Genomic DNA, 25,002 nt, shown 5'->3' with positions numbered 1-25,002 from the left:
TACATTTATAACTTTTTTATTATCGCACATTTTTATACAGATAAAAAGAAGAAATCCTCGTGCATTCTTTAAGTAATCCTGTTAAAATAGATAGGTTGAAAGTTAGTTTTACAACCATTAAAATAGTACTATTAATATTAAGTAGGAGTGAATGATCAATGATTACAATGAAAGACATTATTCGAGAAGGCCATCCTACTCTTCGTTTAGTAGCTAAAGAAGTAGAATTACCATTATCTAAAGAAGTGATTGATTTAGGTCATGAAATGATGGAATTCTTAGTGAATAGTCAAGATCCTGAATTAGCAGAAAAATATAAACTAAGAGCCGGTGTCGGTTTAGCCGCGCCTCAAGTCGATCAATCTATTCGTATGATGGCAGTTCACATTCCAGGAATTGAAGAAGATAGTGATGAATACATCTTAAGCGATGTAATGGTAAACCCTAAAATCGTCAGCCACTCTGTTCAATCTTCTTGTTTAGCTGAAGGCGAAGGATGCTTATCAGTAGATCGTGACGTCCCCGGTTACGTACCACGTCACAGCAGAATCACAGTAACTTACTATGATTTAAACGGCGAAAAACAAAAAATCCGCTTGAAAAACTATGCTGCAATGGTTGTTCAGCACGAAATCGACCATTTGAACGGCGTTATGTTTTACGACCGGATCAACGAAGAAAATCCTTATCAATTAGATGAAGGTGTCAATATTATTTCATAAGAAAAAGGAGCCAGGAAACACCCGGCTCCTTTTTCTTTATATAAAATAAGTGTTTCTGATCTGATTTATAACATTTTGAAATTCTAAAAAAGGAAAAGCGAGGTGTGCAAACAGATCTAGTTGTAAAATTTGATACAGAATAATTGCGGATGCAACAGTAAATATGATTAGTTCGCTTACTCCACCGGTCGTGTAATAGATTCGTTTAAAACCAAATTGGATATTTTTATTGTAAATAGGCTGCAGCCAAGCTATACCGTATTTTGAAAAAGAATCTTCTACTAAATGAGCCAGAAAACCCATTAAAAACCACGTTGCCCAATCCATCGGCAAATCAAGACCAGTGAGCAGCATTCTGACAAGTGCTGTAAAAAAAATAGCTCCTGCTAATGAATGAACGATACCTCTATGACCAAACAACTTCCTCATCCCATCACTTATAATCGGCATGCGTGTTCCAATAAACGATCCAGGGTGATCGATATCCGGAAACAACGCACCTACTCCCACCGCTGCTAAATTGCCTAATGTCAAAGCATCCGAAGAAGCCAGCATAGGCAATGAAACAGCGTAAGTGACAGCTAAATGTGTTTTGTAACGCATTTTTTCTCCTTTCAAATGATAAACACCATGCTTTTCCATACGACTCTCGCCACTACTGTCAAAAGGAGATGTTCAAAATAATTTTTGCATTTCAGGAATCTGAATTAAAACACCTTTCAACACAGAAATATGCACTCCAGCAACGAGAATTCGTCTCTCGAAACAGGGAACACACGTTCTATTGTATCATAATCATTAGTGAATTACTCTAACTTTTATAGTCATTTGGTTGTAATGAAGAACTAGTTGTAAAACAAAAAAAGTCTTCAACCCATTTTCAAGATGGATTAAAGACTTTTCGATTACTTTATGGAGATAAGGGGGCTCGAACCCCTGACCTCTACGCTGCCAGCGTAGCGCTCTCCCAACTGAGCTATACCCCCGGAAAACTGTTCATTCAATGATAAGACCATTGAAAAACAGTTGATCATTTTACTGTGTCCCTAAGAGAACTATTTTCTTAGTCGTATTTGCATTTCGTATCGTGACTTTTTGGTATGGTTTGGTTCCTACTATTTTTGAGAACTTTGTTTTGCTGTAGTGCTGAATCGAAGAACTCCAGAAAATAATCATTTCAGAGCAGTAGATTTTTTCTGCTTCAACATTAACTTCTCCTATTTCAGACATGATTTCATCTGCCGTTGCAGGGAATATAGTAAATAAAGCATTGTGTTTTTCTTGAGGGTCTTTTCCCCACCATTCTGGACCCTGACGTAAAGATTGAGATAAATTTTGAACAGATAAAATAGCTACCGCTACAGGAAATCCAAAAGAAGTTTGAATAATGGTTTGGCAATCTTCTTGAAGGACTTTCTCATCTAACTCTTCTTCAGCCTCGAACAACACATTACCACTATTGATGTACGTTTGAACATGAGTAAATCCAGCATCAAGAAAACTATTCTGTAATTCTTTCATCGGTACTCGATTTTTCCCGCCAACGTTTATTCCTCTAAGCAATGCGATATACTTCATTTTATCCAACCTTCCTTACAAATCAGAAAAGTAAGTTAAATCAATCCCATTTCTTTCAAAGCTATTGCGATTCCATCTTCATTATTATTGGAAGTGACTTTATCTGCTCTTAACTTGATTGATTCCAAGGCATTCCCCATCGCGACTCCTACACCTACTTGTGAGATCATCTCTAAATCATTTAACCCGTCTCCAAAAGCAATGATATCTTCGCGTTTAAATCCTTGGTTATCAGAAAACTCTAAAATAGTAGCGGCTTTTGAACCATCACGAGGCAACACATCTACTCCTGTATCGTGCCAACGAACAAATTTCAACTTAGAAAATTGCCCATTCTCATAAATGTCTTTTTCTTCTTCGCGATAGAAAATCAACGCCTGTGACAATTTATTTTCTTTATAAAATTCATTGTCCCATTTCGGTACACCGAATCCTACTGCCTCCATAGCCGTCTTGATGCGTATATCGATCGCCTCGCTACGTCTTCTTAATTTATAAGGTGTTTCGTAAACCACTTGATGTTCCTTTTTATCCGCTAATTGCAGCATCTTCTCAAATTCAATCGGATCCAGTACATTCTCATATACTAATTCATCATGGAAAAATCCTGCAGCTCCATTGCAGACGATGTAATTTTGCAACTCTAATTCATCGATCACCGTTTTTGCCATTGTATAATTTCTGCCTGTTGCGATCGCGACTTCATGCCCATCAGCTTGCAACCGTTTCAATGCTGCTTTTGTGCTGGGCAGCACCTTCTTCTCATCAGTCAATAAAGTTCCGTCAATATCAAAAAAAAGAATTTTTTTCTTCATAAGTATACGTTACCTGCTTTCTTGAACACTCTTCTCTCTTATTCTATCGAATAATCTTACAAAAGAAAAGTTGTTTTTGAAAACCTTTTACTTTTTGAATAACAAGAATGTAGTCTTCTAAAAAACAATCTAGAATCATCCGGCTATTTCATCTTTTCCAAAAGAAACCTTTTCTATAATAATCATGCTCAAGGAATCGCTTAAATGTTATGGCATCAAACCTTCCATTCTATACTTAATTCATAAACTGTGTTAAACTATTTATAGCCGTTGTGGTATACCACAGCAACCAGTTCGGGAGAAAAAATGTGCATTTAACAGATAAATCAATCTTTTTTATCAAAAATAGTTTATTTTTTGTACCCAAATTTAATGTGTTTCATTTTAAGTATTATTTAAATAGCTTTATTAATTTATATTAAAAGAAGAAAGTTTAAAGGAGAGAATAAAACATGATTTTTAAAGTCACTTACCAAGAAAGTAAAGCAACAAACCCAAAAAGAGAAGATACTAAATCTTTATATATAGAGGCAGAATCTGATGTAGATGCTCGTGCTTTGGTTGAAAAAAATACCCCCTATAATATTGAATTTGTTCAACCATTAGATCAAGCACATTTAGCTTATGAACAAAAAAATCCGGATTTCGCATTAACGGAGTTCAACTAATGAAACCAAACATAAAAAATAATGAGACGGCTGTATTTGCCATTGGGGGATTAGGTGAGATTGGGAAAAACACTTATGGTGTTCAATTCCAAGATGAAATTATTTTGATTGATGCTGGGGTTAAATTTCCTGAGGATGATTTGTTAGGAATCGATTATGTTATTCCTGACTATAGTTATATTGTTCAAAATATCAATAAAATAAAAGGATTGTTTATCACTCATGGTCATGAAGATCATATTGGTGGGATTCCTTTCTTATTACAACAAGTTAACATACCAATTTATGCTGGACCTTTAGCTTACGCATTGATCCAAAATAAATTAAACGAACGTGGTTTGTTGCGTGATGCTGAATTGCACAAAATCGATGAGCATGATGTAATCAAATTCCGTAAGACAAGCGTGAGTTTCTACCGCACTACTCACAGTATTCCAGAAGCATATGGAATTATTGTAAAGACTCCATCAGGTAATGTTGTTCATACGGGAGATTATAAATTTGATTTTACTCCTGTTGGCGAACCTGCTGATTTACACCGTATGGCAAAAATCGGGGATGAAGGAGTACTGGCTCTCCTTTCTGATAGTACAAATGCAGAAATACCAAGCTTTACAAAATCTGAAAACGTGGTCGGCGATTCAATTACCAGCCTTATGCAGAAAGTTGAAGGACGGATTATATTCGCCACTTTCGCTTCAAACATTTCTCGTCTGCAACAAGTAGCCAATGCTGCGATTAAAACAGGACGAAAAATAGCTGTTTTTGGTCGAAGCATGGAATCTTCTGTGGTGACAGGTCGTGAACTGGGCTACATTACTGCTCCTGAAGAAATATTTGTAGACCAAAGAGAAATCAATCGTTATCCGGCTAACGAAACAATCATTCTATGTACTGGTTCTCAAGGTGAACCGATGGCTGCTTTAAGCAGAATTGCTAACGGCACTCACCGTCAGATTCAGATTCAACCAGGAGATACAGTTATCTTTTCAAGTTCACCTATTCCTGGTAACACTACCAGCATCAATCGCTTGATCAACTTATTATCAGAAGCTGGAGCAAATGTTATTCATGGTAAACTGAACAACATCCACACTTCTGGTCATGGTGGTCAGCAAGAACAAAAATTGATGTTACGTTTAATGAAACCAAAATACTTCATCCCTATTCACGGGGAATATCGTATGCAAAAAATCCATGCCGGTCTAGCTGAAGAAACAGGTATACCTAAAGAAAACTGTTTTATCGTAGAAAATGGAGACGTTATTGCTTTGACTCCAGATTCAGCACGATTAGCTGGTCATTTTGAAGCTGGTGATGTTTATGTGGACGGTAAAGGTATCGGTGATATCGGAAACGTTGTTTTACGAGACCGTAAGTTGTTATCTGAAGAAGGTTTACTAGTCGTAGTCGTAACGATCGACTTTAAATCTGGTCAAGTATTAGCTGGTCCAGATATCCTTTCACGAGGCTTCATCTATATGCGTGAATCAGGTAAATTGATTCACGATGCGCAAAGTGTTGTTTCTCGCAGTATTGTTAAAGAATTAAAAAAAGATTCGGTTACAGAGCATTCTGTTAAAAACGAAATCATTCAAAGCTTGAAACCTTTCTTGTACGAACGTACTGAAAGAAATCCGATGATTTTACCGATCATCATGCCGGTTTAAAACCAAATAAAAAAGGAATCGATTTCTCGATTCCTTTTTTATTTGGTTTTTTATTGTTCTATAAAATGGTAGACTGGTTCATCTCTTTTAGCGTCATAATCTACTTCTAAATCATAGCCATTAAAAAACCAATCGTCTGACTCATTGACATAATAAGTCACACCGTCAATTTTTGTAGAAGCCATGACGTTGTCTCCAGGTTGAGCCACTGCCATCCCAACTGAAAAGCCTTCATGTACTTCAGTCTTCCCATACACTTTTCCTGAAAAACGAATTCCTGAACCTTCCGTTAACCCTAATTCTGTATTGAACCATTCTTGGGCACCTTTTGTAATGTCGATTTTCATCATTTATTCACACAGGCAAGCCTGTGATCCCCCTCTCAACTAAATACTTATCTCAAGTGTATCACAGACAATAAGAATTTACACTCAGAAGAAACAGCTATAATTTTTTTCTCGAAATGACGCTTTCATTTGATTAACTGGTTTTTAAAAGCATAAATAGTGGCTTGAGTACGATCCTCTACTTGTAATTTAGATAAAATATTTGATACGTGAGTTTTAACGGTTTTTAAAGTGATAAATAGTTCGTCGGCTATATCTTGATTGGATCTTCCTTGGGCGATCAATAACAAAATCTCTTTTTCACGGCTCGTTAAGTCATCGTGCAATTTATGCTCTTCCTTTTTGGAAAAACGTTCCATCATTTTCCCAGTCACTTCAGGTTCCAATACCGATTCGCCTTTATATGTATTGCGAATGGCTGCTGCAATATCATGTGCTGTTGACGTCTTTAGCAAATAACTTGATGCGCCTGCTTTTAACGCAGGATAGACTTTTTCATCGTCAATAAAACTGGTTAAAATAATAATTTTAGCTTCCGGCCACTCTTTTAAAATTTTTTGAGTGGATTCGATACCATTCATCTCATCCATTACTAAATCCATCAAAATAATATCTGGTCTCAAGGCTAAGGCTTTTTCATACCCTACTTTACCATTTTCCGCTTCTCCGATAACTTCGATATCTGGTTGAATCGTAAGATACGAAGACAAACCAAGACGTACCATTTCATGATCATCTACTAAAAGGACTTTAATCATCATTGATTTCACTCTCCTTAATGACTGGAATCTTAATATCTATACTAGCGCCTTTGCCGGCAAAACTAATAATTTTACATGTTCCGCCCATTCCCGCAACACGTTCGCGAATATTCTGCAAGCCGTAACTTCCGGCAGTTTTTTTATCCGGATCAAACCCTACGCCATCATCTACTACTCTTAATGATAAAGTTTGATCAATTTCATCTAAATAGACTTCCAATTCACTAGCTTTTGCATGCCTTAATGTATTGGAGAGCAGCTCTTGAACGATCCGAAACAAATGGTCTTCAATGCCTTTGGCCAATTTGATGTCGGCAATTGACCAAGTCAATTCGATTTGGATCTTAGTGCTCAATTCTTTTAACAACTGTTCGATACCTTGCTTTAAAGTCTTTCCTTCTAAATTGACCGGTCTTAAATGAAGCAGCAACGCCCTCATTTCAGACTGTGCTTCGTTGATGATCTTTTCAATCATATTCATTTGTTTACGTGTTGTTTCATCAGCATCTATTAATTGCTGGTTCAATGCTGACAGCAGCATCATTGCAGCGAATAATTGCTGACTAACAGAATCATGCAGCTCGCGAGCTAATCGATGACGTTCTTGTTCAAGAATCTGTTCTTTTGTCTGCCCATCTACATACTTAGGTAGATTACTGCTTTTTTGGACTTCTCGAGACAGGTCTTGCAACTTCTTTTGAATATTTTCCAGATTTTTTTCTACCGCTTCAATCGTAGCAGTAGAATAGGTTTCATTCTCCAGCAGACCCTGGTAGATATCTACCGAATAATTGCCACTGGACATTTCTTCCAACACTTTCAACAGTTTCTTTGAACGCTTTTGGATGAAAAGATAACCGTATACTGCCACCATCGCAGCTACAATTCCCGCAATAATAAACAAATAGAACAAAATCGGCAAGTAAAAAAACTGTTTTGTCAGTAATTCTACATACCATGTATCAGGGTAAACAAGATAACTGAAAGACGCCGTTACAAAAAATAAAATAAAAAACATGATCACAAAAGTTGCCACGAACAACTTTCCCATCGTTTTTTTGCTCATATAGTGATCACCTCTAAATCTCCAACCAATACAGACGTAATGACTTTCAACTTGCGATTGGAATTGTCATACTCTTTGCTGTAGATTTTTAGCGATTCGTTGGTTAAAGAATAGTCTTCTCCTTCAAACAATACATTCCCCATCAGAGCATTGTGTTCAATCATTACTCCTACACCTTTAGGAACTAATACGCGCGTCTTACCTATCCCTTTTCGAATCACAATGTAGCTTTCTAGTTTAGGCAAAACCGTGTTGCCCAAATCAATGATCGTATCTCCCATTAATAATGTAAAGTTAATGTCGTCCCACTCAAAAATGGTATTCCCGATTTTTTCGGTTCCAATCCATCTTTGTTTTACTCGTTTGGCATTTTTGGGTGTTGATTCTGTGGTTTCAATGATCTTGATCTCTTTTTCATTCCATGGTGCTCTTTTGAACACATTTGTATTCACGCTTTTAAAAACACCTTGGCCTTTTATACTGATGAAAAACACAGCAACCAACAAGATAAGCCAAAAAGCACTTGTAGATACTGCCGAGAACAACAGCAAAAATACGCCCAGCACATAAGACGGGGTTTTATTTTCTTTCTTTGACTGTTGATTTCTAATGAGGATCCAGATACCAGCAATCGTCAGCAAAGCTACAAATACATTAGTGGATAATTGATAAAGAAACCATACCATCAAGACAGCTTCCACAGCAAAGAAAAATTTCCAGTGATTGCTCATTAGACTCTAACTCCTTTTTATTGCGACTTGTTTCAGCAGCAATTTTCCTTTCTTTAGTATACCGTTTTTTACCTAGAACGGTAGCGTTCTTAAGCAGGAAGCGGACTACGACTAAAGTCTTATTTTTGCATGAAAAAACTGCTCTTTTTTAGAGAGCAGTTCTAAGTTCATTTTGTATGATCAGTTTTTAGGAAACTGAAACGTTAGTGATTTTGATTTTCATATCTCCGCCTGGCGTTTCAATCACAACTTCTTCTCCAACTTTTTTTCCGATCAAAGATTTAGCTATCGGAGAATCATTTGAAATTTTCCCTTCAAATGGATCAGCTTCTGCACTTCCGACAATAATATATTCTTCTTCATCGCCATCAGGCAATTCAATAAATTTTACTGTTTTACCTAAAGATACTTCATCAGCAGCTGTTTCTGAACTGTCAATGATTTCAGCAAAACGAAGCATATTTTCTAATTTTGTGATTCTTCCTTCAACAAAAGCTTGCTCATCTTTAGCAGATTCATATTCTGAGTTTTCAGATAAATCTCCAAAACTGCGGGCAATTTTGATTCTTTCTACGATTTCTTTACGTTTTTCTGTTTTTAATAAATCCAATTCTTCTTCTAATTTTTCTTTTCCTTCTAATGTCATAGGGTATACGCGTTCAATCATCTTTAATTTCTCTCCTCTTAATTAGACACTACAATTGGTAGCGTCCTCATTGCTTCTATAAATATAATACAGACAAGATACCACGACATTCTTTAATTGTAAACAAGAAATAAAATATAATTCGTTTTCTTACTCACATATTTAGATTTTTCGCCTCATTTACTTTATTTATCTAGAATATATTTCTTCACATCTAAAAATAAATACACTATTGTTTTCGGCTGAACAAAGAAAAAAGCTCGCAAACAATGCGGGTCTTTGTTGGTATCTTACTGATTGTATTCAATCAATAAATTATCTTCTTAAATCACTTACACATACTATCACTATCTTTAAATAATGTATAGTGATTTACTTTATTCATTCATACTTCTCATTAATTTACCATATTTTTTATCAAAAGAGCTGTTTTGATTATACGTAAAATGAACGATACTTTAAAACTCCTATTAGAGTTTTAAAGTATCGTTCGATATTGTTGCTATTTTTTGTGGGCAATCAATTATTCACGCACATCAATAATACTATGAATCTTAGTCGTCATTAAATCGATCGCCACTTGGTTGCGTCCGCCCTCAGGGATAATGATGTCTGCGTAACGTTTAGTAGGTTCTACAAATTGATTGTGCATCGGTTTTACGACATTTAAGTATTGTTCGATAACAGAATCTAATGTACGACCGCGCTCTTCAATATCACGTTTGATTCGACGAATAAGGCGAATATCATCATCTGTATCTACATAGACTTTTATGTCCATCAATTCACGCAATCTCGGGTCATCTAAAATCAAGATTCCTTCAATAATGATAACTTCTTTTGGTTCTTGGTGAATGATTTGATCGCTTCGAGTGTGTTTTGCATAATCGTATACAGGTTTATCAATTGCTTTGAAATTAATCAAATCTTCTACATGTTTGATCAGCAAATCTGTGTCAAATGCAAATGGGTGGTCATAGTTCGTTTTTAGACGTTCTTCGAAAGACAAATGACTTTGATCTTTATAATAAAAATCCTGTTCCAACATCAAAATAGAATGGCCAGAAAAATGATCAAAAATTGCGCGACTAACGCTTGTCTTTCCGCTTCCGGAACCTCCTGTAACCCCTATAACGATCGGTTTTACTAATTTACTCATTGCATTTGCCCCTTTTCATTTAAAAAAGCTGGAAAAGCTCCCAGCTCTTGTCTTTTTATCAATTTAATTCTTAAATCTATGTGATTCTTTTTTATTTAGTGTCTACATATTCACGTTTGTATTCTAAGTGTTGCTGATAAGTTTCAGCAAAATAGACAATTTGTGTATCAATATCGGCAAGGAAGTATAAATAATCCGTTTCTGCAGGATCAATAGTTGCTGAGATACTTTCTTCACTAGGACTGTTAAATGGTCCAGGTCCAATTCCGGTATTTTGATACAAGTTATATGGCGAAACAACTTCTAAGTCATCATGAGATACTCTTTCTTTATGAGTGTCTAATGAATACAATACAGAAATATCTGTTTGCAGCGGCATTCCTAACTCAATCCGGTTATAAAAGACATCTGCTATTTTTCTTCTATCTTCATAATCTGAACCTTCTTTTTCTACTAAAGAAGCAATTGTCAAAATCTCATGCACAGATTGAGAATTTTCTTCTATTTGAGCATAATAATTTTGCAGCACAGTATCCATTTTACCTACCATAGCGTCAACGATTTCTTCTAAAGTCATGTCTTCATGAACTTCATAAGTAGCTGGGAATAAATAGCCTTCAAACATAAAACGAACATCTTCCATTTTAGACACATCTGTTAACAATTGCGGATATTTCTCCACCATTTGTTTTTGGAAAGTTTCGTCTTCTATAAGCGACATCAATTCATCTGAAGTATACGACGTTTTTGCCTCTACAATAGCAGCAATCTGTGTCATAGTTGAGCCTTCAGGTATCGTTATTCTCTCAAGAGCATCTACAGGTAGATCAGTACCTCCAGCTTGTAGTGAATCGATGACTTCATCCACATCCATTGCTGGAGTGAAAACATAGTATCCTGCTCTAAAGTTGCTTTCGTTATTGAAACGAGTGTACAAATTAAATACAGAAGCACTCTTGATAATGTTGTTTTCTTCTAGTATACGAGCAATATCTGCTGAGGAAGAACCACTTGGGATTTCCACTTGGATTTCTTCTGTACTCTCTGGGTCAAGAGGTTCAATAGAAGATGTGTAGAAGTTATATGCTGACACTCCAAAAACAACTAATAAGACTAGTAAAACAGCAATAATACTCCATACTATCTTGGCCACTACACTCTTTTCTTTTTGATCAGTGTCCAGTTTTCCATTTGGATAACTTTGCTGATTGATCTCTTTCTTGTTCTTTTCACTCAACAAATTCCCTCCTAATTTATCATTAAGCTTTGTAAATCATTTAATCGATTCATATGAACTTTCGTATTTTAACTGTTTCACCCAATCTCTTAAAATGCAAAACAATCAAATATGTACTCTGCTAGCCTAACTTTTACTATTATACATGATATTCCTATTAAAGAGAACAAAAAAAGCTAACAAAATTGTTAGCTTTTAAAGTGAATTCTAATAGATTAATTAAGCTTCTTCTTCATCTTCCATGAAAGTGTTCAGAACTTCTTCAATCATATCCCATTCTTCTTCTGTTTCAATAGAGCTTAACTGCCCTTGTTTGCCGTCTTCTTGTTGAATAAATGAAAATGCAGATAATTCAACATCTTCTCCTTCAGAAGCACCAGCTGGGTAAACTAATACGTATGATTTTTCAAAATCGTCTGAATCGAAAGTGAATAAAATTTCGTATAATTCTTCGTTACCTTGTTCATCAATAATCGTAATGTGTTCATGGTCATGATGTTCATGATCGTGATCATGGTTGTGGTCGTGTGCCATAATAAAAGGCTCCTCTCTATTTAACAAATTGACTTTACTAGTTTAACCTATGATAGACAAAAATGCTAGTTGTGATGTCCATCTAAATAATTTTGCAAAATCATTACTGCAGCTACCTTATCAATAACCTTTTTTCTCTTTTTACGAGAAGTGTTGCCCTCCTCGATCAGCATACGCTCCGCTTGAACAGTCGTTAGTCGTTCATCTTGGTATTCAACCGGAATATCAAATGCTTTTTTTATGAGTTCTCCATAAGACAAGGAAGCTTCTGCCCTGGGACCGATAGAATTATTCATATTTTTAGGCAAACCGATCACAATTTTTGATACTTCATATTGTTTGATCAGTTCTCCTACACGTTCTATGCCAAACTCTCCAATAGCTTCATTGATCTTTATGATTTCCACACCCTGCGCTGTCCAACCAAAAGGATCGCTCACAGCGACCCCTACAGTCTTAGAGCCTACGTCTAACCCCATTATTCTCATCAATTTTCGCTTATACTCTTATCCATATAATTCTTTACCAATTCCTCGACAATTTCATCGCGTTCATGTCGTTTGATAAGATTTCTAGCATCGTTGTGACGTGGAATATATGCAGGATCTCCAGACAAAAGATATCCTACAATCTGGTTGATCGGACTATACCCTTTTTCCTTAAGCGCTTTATATACAATAGACAAGGTTTCTTTGACATCCTTTTCATTGTTCTCAGGAACATTGAAGCGGACTGTTTCATCTTTTGTGCCCATTTTTTTACACCCCAATTTCTGTTAACTACACTTCTTATCTTACAAGAAACTTGGTCAAACTACAACGGTATTCAAAAATTGATTGATTAAATTCCGTATAAATTTCGAATCCCATGATTTATTCACTAGTTTAGGAACGTTTGCCGATTCAAGTAGCTTGCCCGACTGTAAAATCTATAAAAAGGAATACACTTTTATATTACCGCAGATAAAGATAAATGCAATACATTAGACCCTCTAACTTCCTAATAATCATAATTAACGTCATACTTTTAATTGATAAAAAAAGATTTTTACTCCTTTCAATACTCAATGCGTTATTTTTTTCTTAGTATGTTATTTCTATATTTAATGGTAAAAAAGTTGTACGTGAACATTTTTATTTTCACACGAAAATTGGTATAGATGTTACAATAAACGTACATCGCTTTGAATGATTTAATTTACAAATGCTAAAAAAGGAGGGATAGTGTGTTTAAGAGCGACAACAAAAAAGACGCGGCAAAAAAATATGCAAATCTTTTTTTTAAAATGGTTCTGATTTTATTGGCAGTATGTATGCTGTCATTTTTAGGTATGGGAGTTTACGTGTTGCTGATGGATATTTACCATAATGGATTTTATTTTGTGAAATAACGATAACAGAATAGTACATAAAGAAAGACTCAAAACGATATTTTCATAAAACATCAGCTTTCCTTTAGATTCATATAAATAAAAAAACACACTCCCACTGCTGAACGAAATAGTTCGTAGTGTTGGGAGTGTGTTTTTTTAACTTGGATTCGCTTATGATCTAGCTTGAAAGAAGATGTTAAGCATTGCTTTTTTCTTCTACCCATTCAACAGCTTTAGTCAAAGCATCTTGTAACCCTTCTGGATTCTTTCCACCAGCTTGAGCCATATCAGGACGCCCACCGCCGCCGCCTCCAACAAGAGGTGCGATCGTTTTAATTAAATCTCCGGCTTTCAATCCTTTTTTAACGGTTTCTTCGTCAACAGCCGTCAATAAGTTTACTTTGCCGTCTGTCACTAATCCTAAGACTAATACGTTTGAAGAATTTTTTTGTTTCCATTGATCAGCTAATTGACGCAACTGATTCATGTCTTGTACGTCTACTTTAGCTGCAATAACTGTCAACCCATTCACTTCTGTTGCTGTATTGAAGATATCAGCAGCTTGGTTGTTTGCCAATTTTGCTTGTAAAGATTCATTTTCTTTTTTCCATTCTTTGATCTCAGCTTGTAATTGTTCTACTTTTTTGACAACATCTTTTGGTTGTTGTGCTTTTGTCAGAACTGCTGCTGCTTCTAAATACGTTTGGTTTTCTTTCGTCAAGCGATAAGCAGCTGAACTGGTAACAGCCTCAATACGACGAACTCCAGCACCGATACCTGATTCAGAAACGATTTTAAAGATTCCGATGTCGCTAGTATTCGTTACATGAACTCCTCCACACAATTCGACAGAGTAGTCGCCAACATTTACGACACGTACTTCATTGCCGTATTTTTCGCCAAATAAAGCCATCGCGCCCATTTCTTTTGCTGTTTCAATATCTGTTTCAATCGTTTGGACTGGAATAGATGCCCAGATTTTTTCATTAACTGCTTGTTCCATTTGGTCTAACTCTTCTTTTGTGATTTGACCAAAGTGAGTGAAGTCGAAACGCAATTGGTTCGGTGCAACTAATGAACCTGCTTGATTTGCGTGTTCTCCTAAAGTATCTTTAAGAGCTTGATGCAACAAGTGAGTTGCTGTATGGTTGCGTGTAATCATTCGACGTTTTGTCTCGTCAACGACTAAATGATACGTGTTTCCAACAGCCAAGTCTTTTTCCACTTCTACAGTATGAAGTGATTGTCCTGCTGGAGCTTTTTGAACCGTTGTTACTTTACCCACTACTTCATCTGAATCGTTCAAAATGACTCCGGTATCCGCAACTTGTCCACCCATTTCAGCATAGAAAGGCGTTTGATCAAAAATCACACGTACTGTTTCTCCTGCTTTTGCAGTATCCGTTAGAGCAGTTTCTCCAGCAATCACTGTTAATTTGCCTGTACTTCTTGTTTGATCGTATCCGACAAAAGCACTTTCTTCTGTAATTTCAGCAAATAGACCAGTTTGTACGCCCATGGATTTCTCGTCGCTACGAGCCGAACGCGCACGTTCTCTTTGCTCTTCCATAGCTTCTTCAAATCCTTTGTGGTCTACAGCTAATCCTTCTTCTTCAGCATACTCTTCTGTCAGTTCTACTGGGAAACCGTATGTGTCATACAAACGGAAAATATCTTTTCCGGCAATCTCCTTTTGTCCATTTTCTTTTAAGGTTGTAACCAAATCATTCAAAATAGTTAATCCATCATTGATCGTTTCATGGAATCTTTCTTCTTCTGTACGGATCACTTTAGCAATGAAATCTTGGCTTTCTAATATTTCTGGATAATGACTCTCCATGATCTTTCCTACGACAGGTACTAACTTATAAAAGAAAGCTTTATCAATGCCTAACTTTTTACCGTGCATAACAGCTCTACGTAACAGTCGGCGTAAAACATAGCCGCGTCCTTCATTCGAAGGTAAAGCACCATCTCCAACCGCAAAAGTAATTGTACGAATGTGGTCTGCAATAACTTTAAAAGAAATGTCAGTTATTGGATCTTCGCCGTATTTCTTGCCTTGACTCATTTCTTCAACTGTCTTGATGATCGGCATAAACAAGTCAGTCTCGAAGTTTGTCGGTGCATCTTGGATGATGGATACGACACGTTCCAGTCCCATACCGGTATCAATATTTTTATTTGGAAGCGGTTCGTATGTGTCATCTGGTTTATGGTTGAATTCAGAGAATACCAAGTTCCAGATCTCCAACCAACGTTCATTTTCACCACCTGGATAGTTTTCTGGATCATCTTCAGCTAGATTATTGAAGCTTTCTCCACGGTCGTAGAAAATCTCAGAATCCGGACCACTTGGACCAGCTCCGATATCCCAAAAGTTATCTTCCACTTCAATGATGTGATCATCTGCTAAGCCAACTTTTTCTTTCCACAATTGTTTTGCTTCTTTGTCTTCAGGGTATACTGTTACATATAATTTTTCTGGATCCAGGCCCAGCCATTTTTCGTCAGTTAAGAATTCCCAAGCCCAAACGATGGCTTCTTCTTTGAAATAATCTCCAATCGAAAAGTTTCCTAACATTTCAAACAACGTATGATGTCTAGCTGTTTTCCCTACGTTTTCGATATCATTGGTACGAATACTCTTTTGCGAGTTTGTGATTCGCGGATTATCCGGTACTACCGATCCATCGAAATATTTTTTCAGTGTTGCTACTCCTGAGTTGATCCACAACAATGTTGGGTCATCAATAGGAACTAAAGATGCACTTGGTTCAACTTTGTGCCCTTTTGATTCAAAAAATGTTAAAAAAAGCGACCGTACTTCACTGCTTGTCAATTGTTTCATTTTTTTCTGCTCCTTCAATAAATAGTTTATACATAATTTTTAGATAAAAAAAAAGCCCAATCTCCATTGTCAAACAAGGACGACGCATCGCGGTACCACCTTGTTTGCAATGAATGGATCCGACCAATTCATTACCTCTTATAGTCTCGATAACGGGAGAACCGACAATATTTCTACTGTATTTCAAAAGGGAGCGTCAGATTTTGCTTGCTGGTCTTCTTTCAGCCTGGAAAGACCTTTCTGTAAGCCAAGTTGAAAATCCACATATCCTTTTGCTAACGTTAAAAGTATAGATAATTTATCGACAAAAGTCAATTGCTAATCTGTCCAATAGTTTTTCTGGTGTACTGTTTTCAAAAATATCAGACTTTAAAAAATACATAAAAAGACTTCAGCGGGTTATGTGATCTGCTGAAGTCTTTTTATTGCATTTTATATTAAGCGGATGTTTGAAATTTTTCCATTGTTGGTTTCGTGATTTTCTTCGAGAAGAATGAGATCAGTGGACCAGCAAAAAATCCTGTAATAAATGTCGATACCCCAACAGGTCCGCTAACTAATAAAGCAATAACTACTACTAAAAGATCTTGTCCTATTCGCACAGGCGTATATTTCCAACCTGATCTATCAACAATAAGCGGTGCTATTGCATCATAAGGCGATACTCCTAATTCCGTGTCCATATAAACAGCCACACCAAACGTAAAAATCAATATAGCTACTATAGTGATGACGATTCGGATGATAAAACTCATATCTTCCACAGCAAAGAAATTATCAAAAATCGATTTGAAAAAGTCGACTTGATAGCCAACCAATACCATATTAAAAATCGTTCCCCATCCAATCAGCGAGCGTTTCATAAAAAATACGATAGCTAAAATAATCAAGTTCAAGACTAGTTGGTAATTCCCTAAGCTAAATCCTAATAAAGCTGATGCCCCTCTGTTCATCGCAGTAAACGGATCAAGCCCCATATCCATTGATTCACTCAAAGCAGCACCAAAACTAATAAAAGTGATTCCTAAGATCGATGCTAAAGAGCGTAAAATAAAGTTTTTCCAATTCATTGATCTATTGTCCTCCATATCTGTTCATTTCCATTATTGATTGTTGTATTGCATGTTGTGCTTCATCAGATACGTTTGACCCATTCATGATGATTCTTAGTTAGTAAATCTTCTGCTTCGATAGGCCCAAATGTATTGGCTCTGTAATTTGGAAAATCGGGTTTGGGCATTTCTTTCCAAGCAGCAGCAATACTATCTGTGATGCGCCATTGTTCTTTTATTTCAGCATACGTTGTAAAGTAAGTGCGATCACCCGCCAAAGCGTCGTGAATCATATTCTCATACGGATCGGCTACATATTGTTTCCCAAAAGTCTCTTTATCAGGACCAATAAAAGTAGTGATAGGTTCATACTCATTATTCGGCATCTTTTGGTTAAGAACTAAAGATATCCCGTAAGCAGGTTTCGCCATAAAAGACATACGAGACGCTACATCTGAAGTCACTGCATCGGTAGATTTCAGCATCACATCGACGGCGATGTAATCCTCTATCAAAGCTTTCCCTGTTCTCACGTAAAAAGGTACACCTTGCCAACGTGGTGCTTCAACCGTCAATTCTGCAGCAATGTAAGTATCTGTATCACTATCGCTGTCTACATGACCTTCCCCGCGATAACTGTTGTATGTGCCCTCACTGTCTGCTTTATACTGACCACGAACCACTTTTTGTTCCACTTGTTCTTTGGTAAACGTTGGTACGTTTTTCAGCACATTCAGTTTTTCCTCATGAATCGCATTCGCAGTCAATTCACTCGGTAATTCCATAGCAGCAATAGACAAAATCTGGAGCAAATGATTTTGGAACATGTCATATAAAGCTCCATTTTCTTCATAAAAACTTCCTCGTGTACCAATAGATAAATTCTCCGGCAGAGAAATTTGGACGTTTTCGATAAACTGATTGTTCCAGATTCCTTCTATTAAAGGATTGAAAAAGCGTGAAGCTAAAACGTTTTGAATAAAGTCCATTCCTGGAAAATGATCCATGAAGTAAATATCTTCTTGATCAAATTCTTTCAAAAGCAGCTTGTGGTACTCTTCAGCGGTTTCTAAACTATCTCCAAATGGTTTTTCGACTATAACCCTATGGTTTCCGTTCAACTCAGTAATGTGTGCTTTTTGGAGGTTGGTTGTCGTCTCATCGTACAGCTCAGGAGCAATAGAATAATAGTAAATGAATTCTTCTGGGGTCTCAAACTCTTTTGCAGTCAACTCCATTTTTTCACGAAGCTTTTCTAAGTCTTCCAACTTCATATTGTCCGTCGTTTGGTAACGGCAATGATTGAAAAATTCTTCCTCAAACTTTTCAAAATTCGTTCCATTCTCAACAGACGTGCGTGCGAATTCTTGAAACTCTTCATCCGTCATCTCTTTACGAGAGGCACCCACTATAGCAAAATTTTTAGACAGCATTCCTCGTTGATACAGCTGATGTAATGCTGGCAATAACATGCGGCTGCTTAAGTCTCCAGTGGCACCGAACAAGACAATCAACCCACCGATTGGTTTTTTAGACATATCTACTTCACCCTTTCAAATAAATACTTCCATCGAATAAATACATCTTAACCATATCATGAATCAGTCGTTTTACGATGTATTCTGCTCTTAAGTGCAATTCCTTTTTACCATTATTTCCGTTATAATAGGCAGTATATATGCATTTTATAAATCATTATTTGATAAACAGAGGTAAATTATGACAACTATTAGTGAGTATCATCTCCTTGTCAACCCAACTTCAGGTTCGGGCAAAGGAATAAAAATTGCACGTACAGCAAAGCAATCAATAGAAAAACAAAATAAAAAAGCTTATTTATATGAAAGCAAATTTAGAGGACACATCACCAACATCATTCAAACCCTTGCTCCGACATTAGCTGAGGCTGAACATCGAGACGAGCTAATATTGGTTATCGGTGACGACGGGACGATCAGCGAAGCAATAAATGCATTAGGCGATCAATATGCTTCCATTCCTTTAGCCTTCATCCCCTCAGGTTCCGGGAATGACTTTTCTCGAGGAATCTCGATTTCTCGAAACCCCACAAAAGCTCTTGAGCAAATTTTAAACGCCTCTAAACCTAAGCAGATTGATGTCATGGTATATACAAACAACCACACCGGTCAAAAAAAGTAGGCTGTGAATAATGTTGGATTTGGACTAGATGCTTCCATCATCAAACAAGTGAATCGCTCAACTTCAAAAGTGGTCTTAAACAAACTCGGTTTCCATTCGCTTGTCTATCTCTCTGCAGTTCTCTCTCATTTCATCCGCCAAGAACCATTTCCTTTAAAAGTGTCAGCCAACGGAAAAACAGACTCATTTCAACGAGCTTTTCTAGTAACTGTAAACAACCATCCTTATTTTGGAAGCGGCATTCGAATTTCTCCTAAACCTGCTGCTTCAAGCGGAGAATTGGATTTGATCGTTTTAGAACGTATTTCAGGACTGACCTTTCTTAAATTATTTGTCCTTGTTTTTACAACAGGCAATCATTTGGAAGATGAGGACGTGCATTACTACCACAGTAAAAAATTGCGTTTATCTGCACTTTCTCCTGTTCATGGGCAAAAAGACGGAGAAGAAATTGGATTTGAGCCATTCGACATGACTCTAACGACAACCAAAAGACTGTTTTGGTTTGAACCATGAAAAAAAACTTGCCCATTTTTTATGGGACAAGTCTCTTTTATTGATAAGGCGTGACGCCTTCCATTCCGATCATTGGATCAACTTCTTCATTATTCACTTTCGATACAGTCAATCTGTATTCTTTTGGCAACTCATTTTGAGGGAGTGTGTTCTCTTGTTCAATCGATAGTTGTACCGGCTGATCCTCAGTAGATGGAACAGACTTTTCGGATTCTGGAACGACTGTAATCTTCATCGTATTCTCATCCTTTGAGGATTCTCCGCTCTCTTCATCGCCTATAATCCGCTCTTTCAGCGTCGTTAACCGATCAGCAGATGACTTCATCACACTTTCATGAAAGGCTTGAGGTTCGCCGCATAAAATCAATAATTCGCTGGCTCTGGTGATCGCAGTATACGTTAAATCTCGTCTCAACATTCGATGATAATTTTTTACCATCGGCAAGATGACCATTTTAAATTCGCTTCCTTGTGATTTATGGATCGAGCAACAGTAAGCCAACGTAATTTTATTCCATTCGCTACGTTTATACGTTACTTCATTGGCATCAAAGCGAATCACGATCTCATCTACTTTGTCTTCTGTTTCTTTTGCATAAGTGATTCCGACGATTTCACCCATATCTCCATTGAACACATTCATTTCCGGATAGTTGATCAGCTGTAGCACTTTATCCCCTATACGATAAACTTTGTTGTTGAAATTGACTTCTTTTCGACGGCCGGTATCATTCGGGTTAAAAATGTCTTGCAGCATTTTGTTCAAGGCATCGATTCCTGCAGGACCTCGGTACATCGGTGCTAACACTTGGATATCTTGGGCAGTAAACCCTTTAGCTTTTGCTTTGGTGACCACTTGACGGATGACTTCTTCAATTTGGAACGTTGAGCAATTAAAAAACGAGCGATCTCTTTGTGGCTTGAGAAAATCAGCTGGGAGTTCGCCGTTTTTTATGCTGTGAGCTAAAGTAATGATTGAAGAACCATCACCTTGTCGATAAATTTCATTGAGTTCCATGCTCGGAACTTTTTGACTGGCCAATAAATCATGCAGTACTTGTCCAGGTCCAACTGATGGCAGCTGGTCTTTATCTCCCACCAATAAAACCTGCATGCCGCTTGGAACAGCCCTTAACAATTGATTCGCCAGCCAAGTATCGACCATCGACATTTCATCAACGATCAGCAGTCCACCCGACAACTCTTTTTCAGCTTGTTCTCCAGCTTGGTTTTCACTTCCATTCAGACCTAACAAGCGATGGATCGTGCTGCTAGGAAGACCGGTCGATTCATTCATCTTTTTGGCCGCTCTTCCTGTTGGAGCTGCCAGCAAAATAGGAAAAGGTTTCTCTTCTGTATAATCTTCAACATCTAAAGACAAACCGTTCAGTTCAGCGTATAAGGTTACAATACCATTCAAAACCGTTGTTTTCCCAGTTCCTGGACCACCCGTCAATATGAAAATAGGCGATTGGACCGCTTTTTTGATGGCTTCTTTTTGAGACTTTCCATACTGAATATTGAACGTTTTTTCGACTATTTTGATTTCTTTATCAATGTCTTGACTGTATTTTATTTTAGAAGAATTTTCCAACATATGATGAATCGAAGCCGTAATTCCCCATTCAGCGGCATACAATGATCTGATGTACAACTTTCCATTGTCTTCAATCAACTTGTTTTCATCAATCAAATGAACTATTTCATCTGCAACGCTTTCTGGTTCAATCAAAAAGGAACGGCTGGATTCTAATACTTCGATCGTTTTTGTCAATAATTGTTCTGCATACGTATAAGTATCCCCGTTAGATAAACACAGCTCGTTCAATGAAAATAGGATTGCTGCCTTAATACGCATTGGAGAATCTGCTTTGATCCCTATCTGCTCTGCTATAGCATCGGCTTTTTTGAACCCGATATGCTCAATATCTTCTAATAACTGATACGGATTTTCCTGAATAATCTCTAACGTCTTTTCTTGATATGTCTGATAAATACTATAAGCCAACTGACTTCCGAAACCATATTGATTCAATCCGATAATGATTTTTTCCATTCCGTTGCTTTGTTGGATCACTTCTGCGATCGTGTCTCGTTTCTTTTGATTCAATTGCGGAATCTGTACCAACACATCAGGATCAGCATTGATACGATCAATAGCTTCTTCTCCCAAGGCGTCTACAATAGCTTCCGCTGTTTTCTCTCCGATTCCCGGAAATTTATCTCCCGACAAATAATGAATCAGCCCTTCAATCGAAGTTGGTTTTTCTTGATGGTAACGAGTAGAAGTAAATTGCATCCCAAATTTCGGATGATCTACTAATTTACCATAAAAACGGTACACTTCTTCTTCTTGGATCTGACCAAAACTTCCTGTAACAACGATCTCTTGTTCTTTATAGTCGCAATTGGTTTCGGTAATTTGAACTAACAGAACTTTATAAAAGTTCGAGGGGTTCTGGTAAAACACAGCTTTAATCCCTCCGACAATATATGGTTCTGCAGATGCATCAAATAATTCTTCTTGAATATCCAAACTAACTCCACCCTTTTCTGCCTTGTGCTTGATTTATGTCACATCTGTTTCATGGACAAATGACTCGATTTCTTTTAATTGTTTTATATAGCGTAAAAATGTTTCAGGATCCAGTTCTTTAGCTTTTTGCAGGCATTTTTTGACTTCATCAGGATTTTTGCCAAGCGCTCTTTTTGCCAAAGCGAGTTTAAACCATGCTTCTGCACTAGTATCATTGATAGAGATCATTTTTTCGAAATACCGTTCAGCATCGCTGAAAGATTCTGTCTGCAGTAAACTATTGCCGATCAGCAGCAACACTTTTTTATCCTCAGGAAAATACGCTTCAGCTTCTAATAGATAAGCTATCGCCATTTTCGGCTGTTCCAAAGCAAAGTAACATTGACCGATCATAGCGGCTGCTTCTTTAGCCAACACCGTTTCTTTTTGTTGGAAGACTTTCTGGTAGTTCTCTAGCGCCTTGGAAAAATTCTGTTGCTGGTAATGCCAATTTCCATAAGCATATAGATACGCTTCTTCCGGACCAAACTTTTCTTTAACAGTGTCTAATACTGCTTTTGCATCTGCGAACTTCTCAGCAGCGATCAATACATTGATCAAATTGTAATAACTCTCTTTTCTATCTGATTCTTCATCAATGGCTTTAAATAACATCGCGACAGCCTCATTAACTTGTCCTTTGTTCCATAAAGATAAGGCTTCTTGATTCAAATCCATGCTTCCAGCCTCCCTTAAAACACTCCATTCTATTTTACACTAAAAGTAGCTTCTGGACTACCTTTGAAAGAGATCTTGTTTTTAAACGATATTTCTATAGTGAGCTCTCTCCATTTGTATTATACTGAACCCATAAACTACGTATTTAAAAGGAGTTCTTTATGACGAAGAAAATAGGGATAAGAATAGGACTTATCTTCTGTCTTTTATTACTTTTTGCTGCCTTCAACAGCACGAAAGAAGTACAACCAACTGCCTTAAAACGTGATCCTTTTGTGCCTACTGAATCTCTTTCAAAGGACGATGCAATATGGGTCATTACTGATCTGCACTATTTGTCTCCTTCTTTATCTGACGAGGGCGAGAGTTTTACCTTTATCAAAGAAACTTCTGCTGGAAAAGAATTAGTTTACCCCGCACAACGTATGGAAGCTCTTATCTGGCAAGTTGAAAAAGAACGTCCAAAGCTTTTACTCGTCAGCGGAGACTTGACGTTGAACGGAGAAAAACAAAGTGCTGTAGAATTAGCCGATTACTTCCAGCAAATCGAACAATTTGGCACTCAAGTATACGTAATCCCTGGTAACCATGATATTTCAAATGGTTGGGCGAGAAAATTTATTGGAGATGACCAAAAAAAAACGAGTCAAATTCTCCCAGAAGATTTCCAATCTATCTTCAGCGAGATGGGATATCAAGATGCTTATACTTTAGATGAACACTCTTTAAGTTACGCTGTCCAACCGTACACTGATTTGACTCTATTGATGTTGGACACCAATGTCTATACTAAAACAGAAGGAAAAGGCGCACCTCCTTCAAATGGGCGCTTGAAAAAAGAAACGTTGACTTGGATAGAATCGGTATTTGAAGACGCCAAAAAATCCGGCGCAACAGTCCTGCCGGTATTGCATCATAATTTGTTGAAACACAATGATTTTATGACTAAAGGATTTACTCTGGACAATGAGGAAGAGGTAAAAGCCTTATTCCTAAAATACGATATACCAGTTGTGTTCACTGGACATACTCATGTGCAAGACATCGCTCACGAGGAAAACACTTTATATGATATCACTACCGCTGCTTTTTCGGTTATGGCACCAAGCATTGGCAAAGTAACTTTCGACAATGAACAATTTTCTTATGAGAAACAAGCGGTTGATATGGAATCTTGGGCATCTGAAACGAATCAAACGGATAACAATTTATTGACTTACACAGATTATGCCACCAATCTATTCGTGGAAGACGGCATCAATATGGGCCTGCGCCAAATGATCGAAGAACAATGGCATGATGACAAGTACGCTGAAGAAGTTGGTACTTTTGTAGGAGAAAGCAACCGCCTCTTCTTTAGCGGTGAAGCTTCTCAAATAAGTAATGAAGAACTTGAGCTGATGAAAGAATCACAAGGCTACCAATTAATCAAAAAACATTCTAAAGGGTTCCTATTTCGCTATATGGATAACATTTTAGAAAGTGACGGTCATTCGGATTTGGATTTGAGTGTCCCGTTTACTCAATCTGCTCAATGACTATGTTTTCTTCTTTTAGAAACAACTTTTATTATGATATTTGGAACTGAATAAAGTAGCCAAGCTGATTTCAGCAAAAAAGATTATTTAGCAAATGAGATTGGTGCAAAATTCCCTCTACAATTGAGGTTACTTTGTAAAAACCACGCGAACGTTTGGAACTAAAGGCTCTGAGCTTTCAATTATTTGCCATAGCCGTTGAACGCTAACGATGTATGGATAGTCTATTTATTACACAGCGGAATACAAACGAAACTTAAGCGCTAAAAAGCAAAGGATATGTAATTTATCATAATTGTTGGAGCAATAGTTACATACTAGGATGA

At 37.1% G+C, this 25,002-nt stretch carries 26 protein-coding genes and 1 tRNA gene; 7 read left to right on the top strand and 20 right to left on the bottom strand.

Going from position 1 to position 25,002, the window contains the following annotated elements:
• The first annotated feature begins 158 nt into the window (after nt 1-158).
• Nucleotides 159-722, top strand: a complete 564-nt coding sequence (gene def, locus ACE025_RS09645; protein ID WP_485939469.1) for a peptide deformylase — start codon at nt 159-161, stop codon at nt 720-722.
• A 36-nt stretch (nt 723-758) separates the two neighbouring features.
• On the opposite strand, the gene ACE025_RS09640 is transcribed toward def, so the two are convergent.
• The 4 genes from ACE025_RS09640 to ACE025_RS09625 all read right to left on the bottom strand — a co-directional run bounded on the left by ACE025_RS09640 (nt 759) and on the right by ACE025_RS09625 (nt 3,115).
• Nucleotides 759-1,325 (bottom strand): metal-dependent hydrolase, encoded by a 567-nt coding sequence (locus ACE025_RS09640; RefSeq protein WP_485939468.1) that lies wholly within the window; start codon nt 1,323-1,325, stop codon nt 759-761.
• Nucleotides 1,326-1,635: 310 nt separating this feature from the next.
• A tRNA-Ala gene (locus tag ACE025_RS09635) sits at nt 1,636-1,708 on the bottom strand.
• Nucleotides 1,709-1,757: 49 nt separating this feature from the next.
• Nucleotides 1,758-2,300: a DUF1697 domain-containing protein gene (locus ACE025_RS09630; RefSeq protein WP_485939467.1), complete on the bottom strand. Its 543-nt coding sequence runs from the start codon at nt 2,298-2,300 to the stop codon at nt 1,758-1,760.
• Nucleotides 2,301-2,335: 35 nt separating this feature from the next.
• Complete coding sequence (locus ACE025_RS09625; RefSeq protein WP_485939466.1) at nt 2,336-3,115, bottom strand: Cof-type HAD-IIB family hydrolase; 780 nt, start codon at nt 3,113-3,115, stop codon at nt 2,336-2,338.
• Nucleotides 3,116-3,567: 452 nt separating this feature from the next.
• On the opposite strand from ACE025_RS09625, the gene ACE025_RS09620 reads away from it, so the two are divergent.
• Together ACE025_RS09620 and rnjA are read left to right on the top strand one after the other, a co-directional pair.
• Nucleotides 3,568-3,783 (top strand): DNA-directed RNA polymerase subunit epsilon, encoded by a 216-nt coding sequence (locus ACE025_RS09620; protein ID WP_485939465.1) that lies wholly within the window; start codon nt 3,568-3,570, stop codon nt 3,781-3,783.
• The gene (gene rnjA / locus ACE025_RS09615; protein ID WP_485939464.1) at nt 3,783-5,453 is read left to right on the top strand and encodes a ribonuclease J1; all 1,671 of its coding nucleotides are present in this window, start codon (nt 3,783-3,785) and stop codon (nt 5,451-5,453) included. Before ACE025_RS09620 ends, rnjA begins: the two co-directional genes overlap by 1 nt.
• 50 nt (nt 5,454-5,503) lie before the next feature.
• On the opposite strand, the gene ACE025_RS09610 is transcribed toward rnjA, so the two are convergent.
• The 10 genes from ACE025_RS09610 to ACE025_RS09565 all read right to left on the bottom strand — a co-directional run bounded on the left by ACE025_RS09610 (nt 5,504) and on the right by ACE025_RS09565 (nt 12,688).
• Nucleotides 5,504-5,800: a HesB/YadR/YfhF family protein gene (locus tag ACE025_RS09610; RefSeq protein ID WP_485940087.1), complete on the bottom strand. Its 297-nt coding sequence runs from the start codon at nt 5,798-5,800 to the stop codon at nt 5,504-5,506.
• 125 nt (nt 5,801-5,925) lie between these two features.
• On the bottom strand, nt 5,926-6,558 hold the full coding sequence (locus tag ACE025_RS09605; RefSeq protein ID WP_485940085.1) for a response regulator: 633 nt from the start codon (nt 6,556-6,558) through the stop codon (nt 5,926-5,928).
• Nucleotides 6,551-7,627 (bottom strand): sensor histidine kinase, encoded by a 1,077-nt coding sequence (locus ACE025_RS09600; RefSeq protein ID WP_485939463.1) that lies wholly within the window; start codon nt 7,625-7,627, stop codon nt 6,551-6,553. Before ACE025_RS09600 ends, ACE025_RS09605 begins: the two co-directional genes overlap by 8 nt.
• Nucleotides 7,624-8,358, bottom strand: coding sequence for a cell wall-active antibiotics response protein LiaF (gene liaF, locus ACE025_RS09595; RefSeq protein ID WP_485939462.1), 735 nt, complete (start codon nt 8,356-8,358; stop codon nt 7,624-7,626). Before liaF ends, ACE025_RS09600 begins: the two co-directional genes overlap by 4 nt.
• Before the next feature lie 187 nt (nt 8,359-8,545).
• Nucleotides 8,546-9,025, bottom strand: coding sequence for a transcription elongation factor GreA (gene greA, locus ACE025_RS09590; RefSeq protein ID WP_485939461.1), 480 nt, complete (start codon nt 9,023-9,025; stop codon nt 8,546-8,548).
• A 502-nt stretch (nt 9,026-9,527) separates the two neighbouring features.
• Nucleotides 9,528-10,163 carry a uridine kinase gene (gene udk / locus ACE025_RS09585; protein WP_485939460.1) on the bottom strand — a complete coding sequence of 212 codons (636 nt, stop codon included), beginning with the start codon at nt 10,161-10,163 and terminating at the stop codon, nt 9,528-9,530.
• Nucleotides 10,164-10,254: 91 nt separating this feature from the next.
• Nucleotides 10,255-11,400: an endolytic transglycosylase MltG gene (gene mltG, locus ACE025_RS09580; protein WP_485939459.1), complete on the bottom strand. Its 1,146-nt coding sequence runs from the start codon at nt 11,398-11,400 to the stop codon at nt 10,255-10,257.
• A gap of 219 nt (nt 11,401-11,619) precedes the next feature.
• Nucleotides 11,620-11,934, bottom strand: coding sequence for a DUF1292 domain-containing protein (locus ACE025_RS09575; RefSeq protein ID WP_092481166.1), 315 nt, complete (start codon nt 11,932-11,934; stop codon nt 11,620-11,622).
• Nucleotides 11,935-11,999: 65 nt separating this feature from the next.
• Entirely contained in the window at nt 12,000-12,422 is a 423-nt protein-coding gene (ruvX, locus tag ACE025_RS09570; RefSeq protein WP_485940083.1) for a Holliday junction resolvase RuvX, read from the bottom strand.
• Nucleotides 12,422-12,688, bottom strand: a complete 267-nt coding sequence (locus ACE025_RS09565; RefSeq protein ID WP_485939458.1) for an IreB family regulatory phosphoprotein — start codon at nt 12,686-12,688, stop codon at nt 12,422-12,424. The genes ruvX and ACE025_RS09565 overlap by 1 nt, the downstream gene beginning before the upstream one ends.
• A gap of 471 nt (nt 12,689-13,159) precedes the next feature.
• Here ACE025_RS09565 and ACE025_RS09560 point away from each other — a divergent pair, with 471 nt between their 5' ends.
• Nucleotides 13,160-13,324, top strand: coding sequence for a hypothetical protein (locus ACE025_RS09560; protein ID WP_485939457.1), 165 nt, complete (start codon nt 13,160-13,162; stop codon nt 13,322-13,324).
• Nucleotides 13,325-13,502: 178 nt separating this feature from the next.
• Here ACE025_RS09560 and alaS read toward each other — a convergent pair whose 3' ends face one another.
• The 4 genes from alaS to zwf all read right to left on the bottom strand — a co-directional run bounded on the left by alaS (nt 13,503) and on the right by zwf (nt 18,747).
• Nucleotides 13,503-16,157: an alanine--tRNA ligase gene (alaS, locus tag ACE025_RS09555; RefSeq protein WP_485939456.1), complete on the bottom strand. Its 2,655-nt coding sequence runs from the start codon at nt 16,155-16,157 to the stop codon at nt 13,503-13,505.
• Nucleotides 16,135-16,344: a hypothetical protein gene (locus ACE025_RS09550; protein WP_485939455.1), complete on the bottom strand. Its 210-nt coding sequence runs from the start codon at nt 16,342-16,344 to the stop codon at nt 16,135-16,137. Before ACE025_RS09550 ends, alaS begins: the two co-directional genes overlap by 23 nt.
• Before the next feature lie 250 nt (nt 16,345-16,594).
• Nucleotides 16,595-17,227, bottom strand: a complete 633-nt coding sequence (locus ACE025_RS09545) for a YczE/YyaS/YitT family protein (RefSeq protein WP_485939454.1) — start codon at nt 17,225-17,227, stop codon at nt 16,595-16,597.
• A gap of 65 nt (nt 17,228-17,292) precedes the next feature.
• Nucleotides 17,293-18,747 carry a glucose-6-phosphate dehydrogenase gene (zwf, locus tag ACE025_RS09540; RefSeq protein ID WP_485939453.1) on the bottom strand — a complete coding sequence of 485 codons (1,455 nt, stop codon included), beginning with the start codon at nt 18,745-18,747 and terminating at the stop codon, nt 17,293-17,295.
• 181 nt (nt 18,748-18,928) lie between these two features.
• Here zwf and ACE025_RS09535 point away from each other — a divergent pair, with 181 nt between their 5' ends.
• On the top strand, nt 18,929-19,369 hold the full coding sequence (locus tag ACE025_RS09535) for an acylglycerol kinase family protein (protein WP_485939452.1): 441 nt from the start codon (nt 18,929-18,931) through the stop codon (nt 19,367-19,369).
• Nucleotides 19,370-19,372: 3 nt separating this feature from the next.
• Nucleotides 19,373-19,885, top strand: coding sequence for a diacylglycerol/lipid kinase family protein (locus tag ACE025_RS09530; RefSeq protein ID WP_485939451.1), 513 nt, complete (start codon nt 19,373-19,375; stop codon nt 19,883-19,885).
• 37 nt (nt 19,886-19,922) lie between these two features.
• Here ACE025_RS09530 and recD2 read toward each other — a convergent pair whose 3' ends face one another.
• Together recD2 and ACE025_RS09520 are read right to left on the bottom strand one after the other, a co-directional pair.
• Nucleotides 19,923-22,421 carry an SF1B family DNA helicase RecD2 gene (recD2, locus tag ACE025_RS09525; protein ID WP_485939450.1) on the bottom strand — a complete coding sequence of 833 codons (2,499 nt, stop codon included), beginning with the start codon at nt 22,419-22,421 and terminating at the stop codon, nt 19,923-19,925.
• Between the two features lie 33 nt (nt 22,422-22,454).
• Entirely contained in the window at nt 22,455-23,138 is a 684-nt protein-coding gene (locus ACE025_RS09520) for a tetratricopeptide repeat protein (RefSeq protein WP_485939449.1), read from the bottom strand.
• Nucleotides 23,139-23,299: 161 nt separating this feature from the next.
• Here ACE025_RS09520 and ACE025_RS09515 point away from each other — a divergent pair, with 161 nt between their 5' ends.
• Entirely contained in the window at nt 23,300-24,676 is a 1,377-nt protein-coding gene (locus tag ACE025_RS09515) for a metallophosphoesterase (RefSeq protein ID WP_485939448.1), read from the top strand.
• Nucleotides 24,677-25,002: the final 326 nt, after the last annotated feature.

It is taken from the genome of Desemzia sp. AGC72 (genome assembly GCF_057334175.1).
Note: the sequence above shows the minus strand (reverse complement) of the source record. Positions and strands in the feature narration are given on the sequence as shown.

Excerpts from the sequence above, each read along its gene's own strand:
- def (WP_485939469.1), top strand. The coding sequence starts at position 159 with ATGATTACAATGAAAGACATTATTCGAGAAGGCCATCCTACTCTTCGT.
- ACE025_RS09640 (WP_485939468.1), bottom strand. The coding sequence starts at position 1,325 with ATGCGTTACAAAACACATTTAGCTGTCACTTACGCTGTTTCATTGCCT.
- ACE025_RS09630 (WP_485939467.1), bottom strand. The coding sequence starts at position 2,300 with ATGAAGTATATCGCATTGCTTAGAGGAATAAACGTTGGCGGGAAAAAT.
- ACE025_RS09625 (WP_485939466.1), bottom strand. The coding sequence starts at position 3,115 with ATGAAGAAAAAAATTCTTTTTTTTGATATTGACGGAACTTTATTGACT.
- ACE025_RS09620 (WP_485939465.1), top strand. The coding sequence starts at position 3,568 with ATGATTTTTAAAGTCACTTACCAAGAAAGTAAAGCAACAAACCCAAAA.
- rnjA (WP_485939464.1), top strand. The coding sequence starts at position 3,783 with ATGAAACCAAACATAAAAAATAATGAGACGGCTGTATTTGCCATTGGG.
- ACE025_RS09610 (WP_485940087.1), bottom strand. The coding sequence starts at position 5,800 with ATGAAAATCGACATTACAAAAGGTGCCCAAGAATGGTTCAATACAGAA.
- ACE025_RS09605 (WP_485940085.1), bottom strand. The coding sequence starts at position 6,558 with ATGATTAAAGTCCTTTTAGTAGATGATCATGAAATGGTACGTCTTGGT.
- ACE025_RS09600 (WP_485939463.1), bottom strand. The coding sequence starts at position 7,627 with ATGAGCAAAAAAACGATGGGAAAGTTGTTCGTGGCAACTTTTGTGATC.
- liaF (WP_485939462.1), bottom strand. The coding sequence starts at position 8,358 with ATGAGCAATCACTGGAAATTTTTCTTTGCTGTGGAAGCTGTCTTGATG.
- greA (WP_485939461.1), bottom strand. The coding sequence starts at position 9,025 with ATGATTGAACGCGTATACCCTATGACATTAGAAGGAAAAGAAAAATTA.
- udk (WP_485939460.1), bottom strand. The coding sequence starts at position 10,163 with ATGAGTAAATTAGTAAAACCGATCGTTATAGGGGTTACAGGAGGTTCC.
- ACE025_RS09575 (WP_092481166.1), bottom strand. The coding sequence starts at position 11,934 with ATGGCACACGACCACAACCATGATCACGATCATGAACATCATGACCAT.
- ruvX (WP_485940083.1), bottom strand. The coding sequence starts at position 12,422 with ATGAGAATAATGGGGTTAGACGTAGGCTCTAAGACTGTAGGGGTCGCT.
- ACE025_RS09565 (WP_485939458.1), bottom strand. The coding sequence starts at position 12,688 with ATGGGCACAAAAGATGAAACAGTCCGCTTCAATGTTCCTGAGAACAAT.
- alaS (WP_485939456.1), bottom strand. The coding sequence starts at position 16,157 with ATGAAACAATTGACAAGCAGTGAAGTACGGTCGCTTTTTTTAACATTT.
- ACE025_RS09545 (WP_485939454.1), bottom strand. The coding sequence starts at position 17,227 with ATGAATTGGAAAAACTTTATTTTACGCTCTTTAGCATCGATCTTAGGA.
- zwf (WP_485939453.1), bottom strand. The coding sequence starts at position 18,747 with ATGTCTAAAAAACCAATCGGTGGGTTGATTGTCTTGTTCGGTGCCACT.
- ACE025_RS09535 (WP_485939452.1), top strand. The coding sequence starts at position 18,929 with ATGACAACTATTAGTGAGTATCATCTCCTTGTCAACCCAACTTCAGGT.
- ACE025_RS09520 (WP_485939449.1), bottom strand. The coding sequence starts at position 23,138 with ATGGATTTGAATCAAGAAGCCTTATCTTTATGGAACAAAGGACAAGTT.
- ACE025_RS09515 (WP_485939448.1), top strand. The coding sequence starts at position 23,300 with ATGACGAAGAAAATAGGGATAAGAATAGGACTTATCTTCTGTCTTTTA.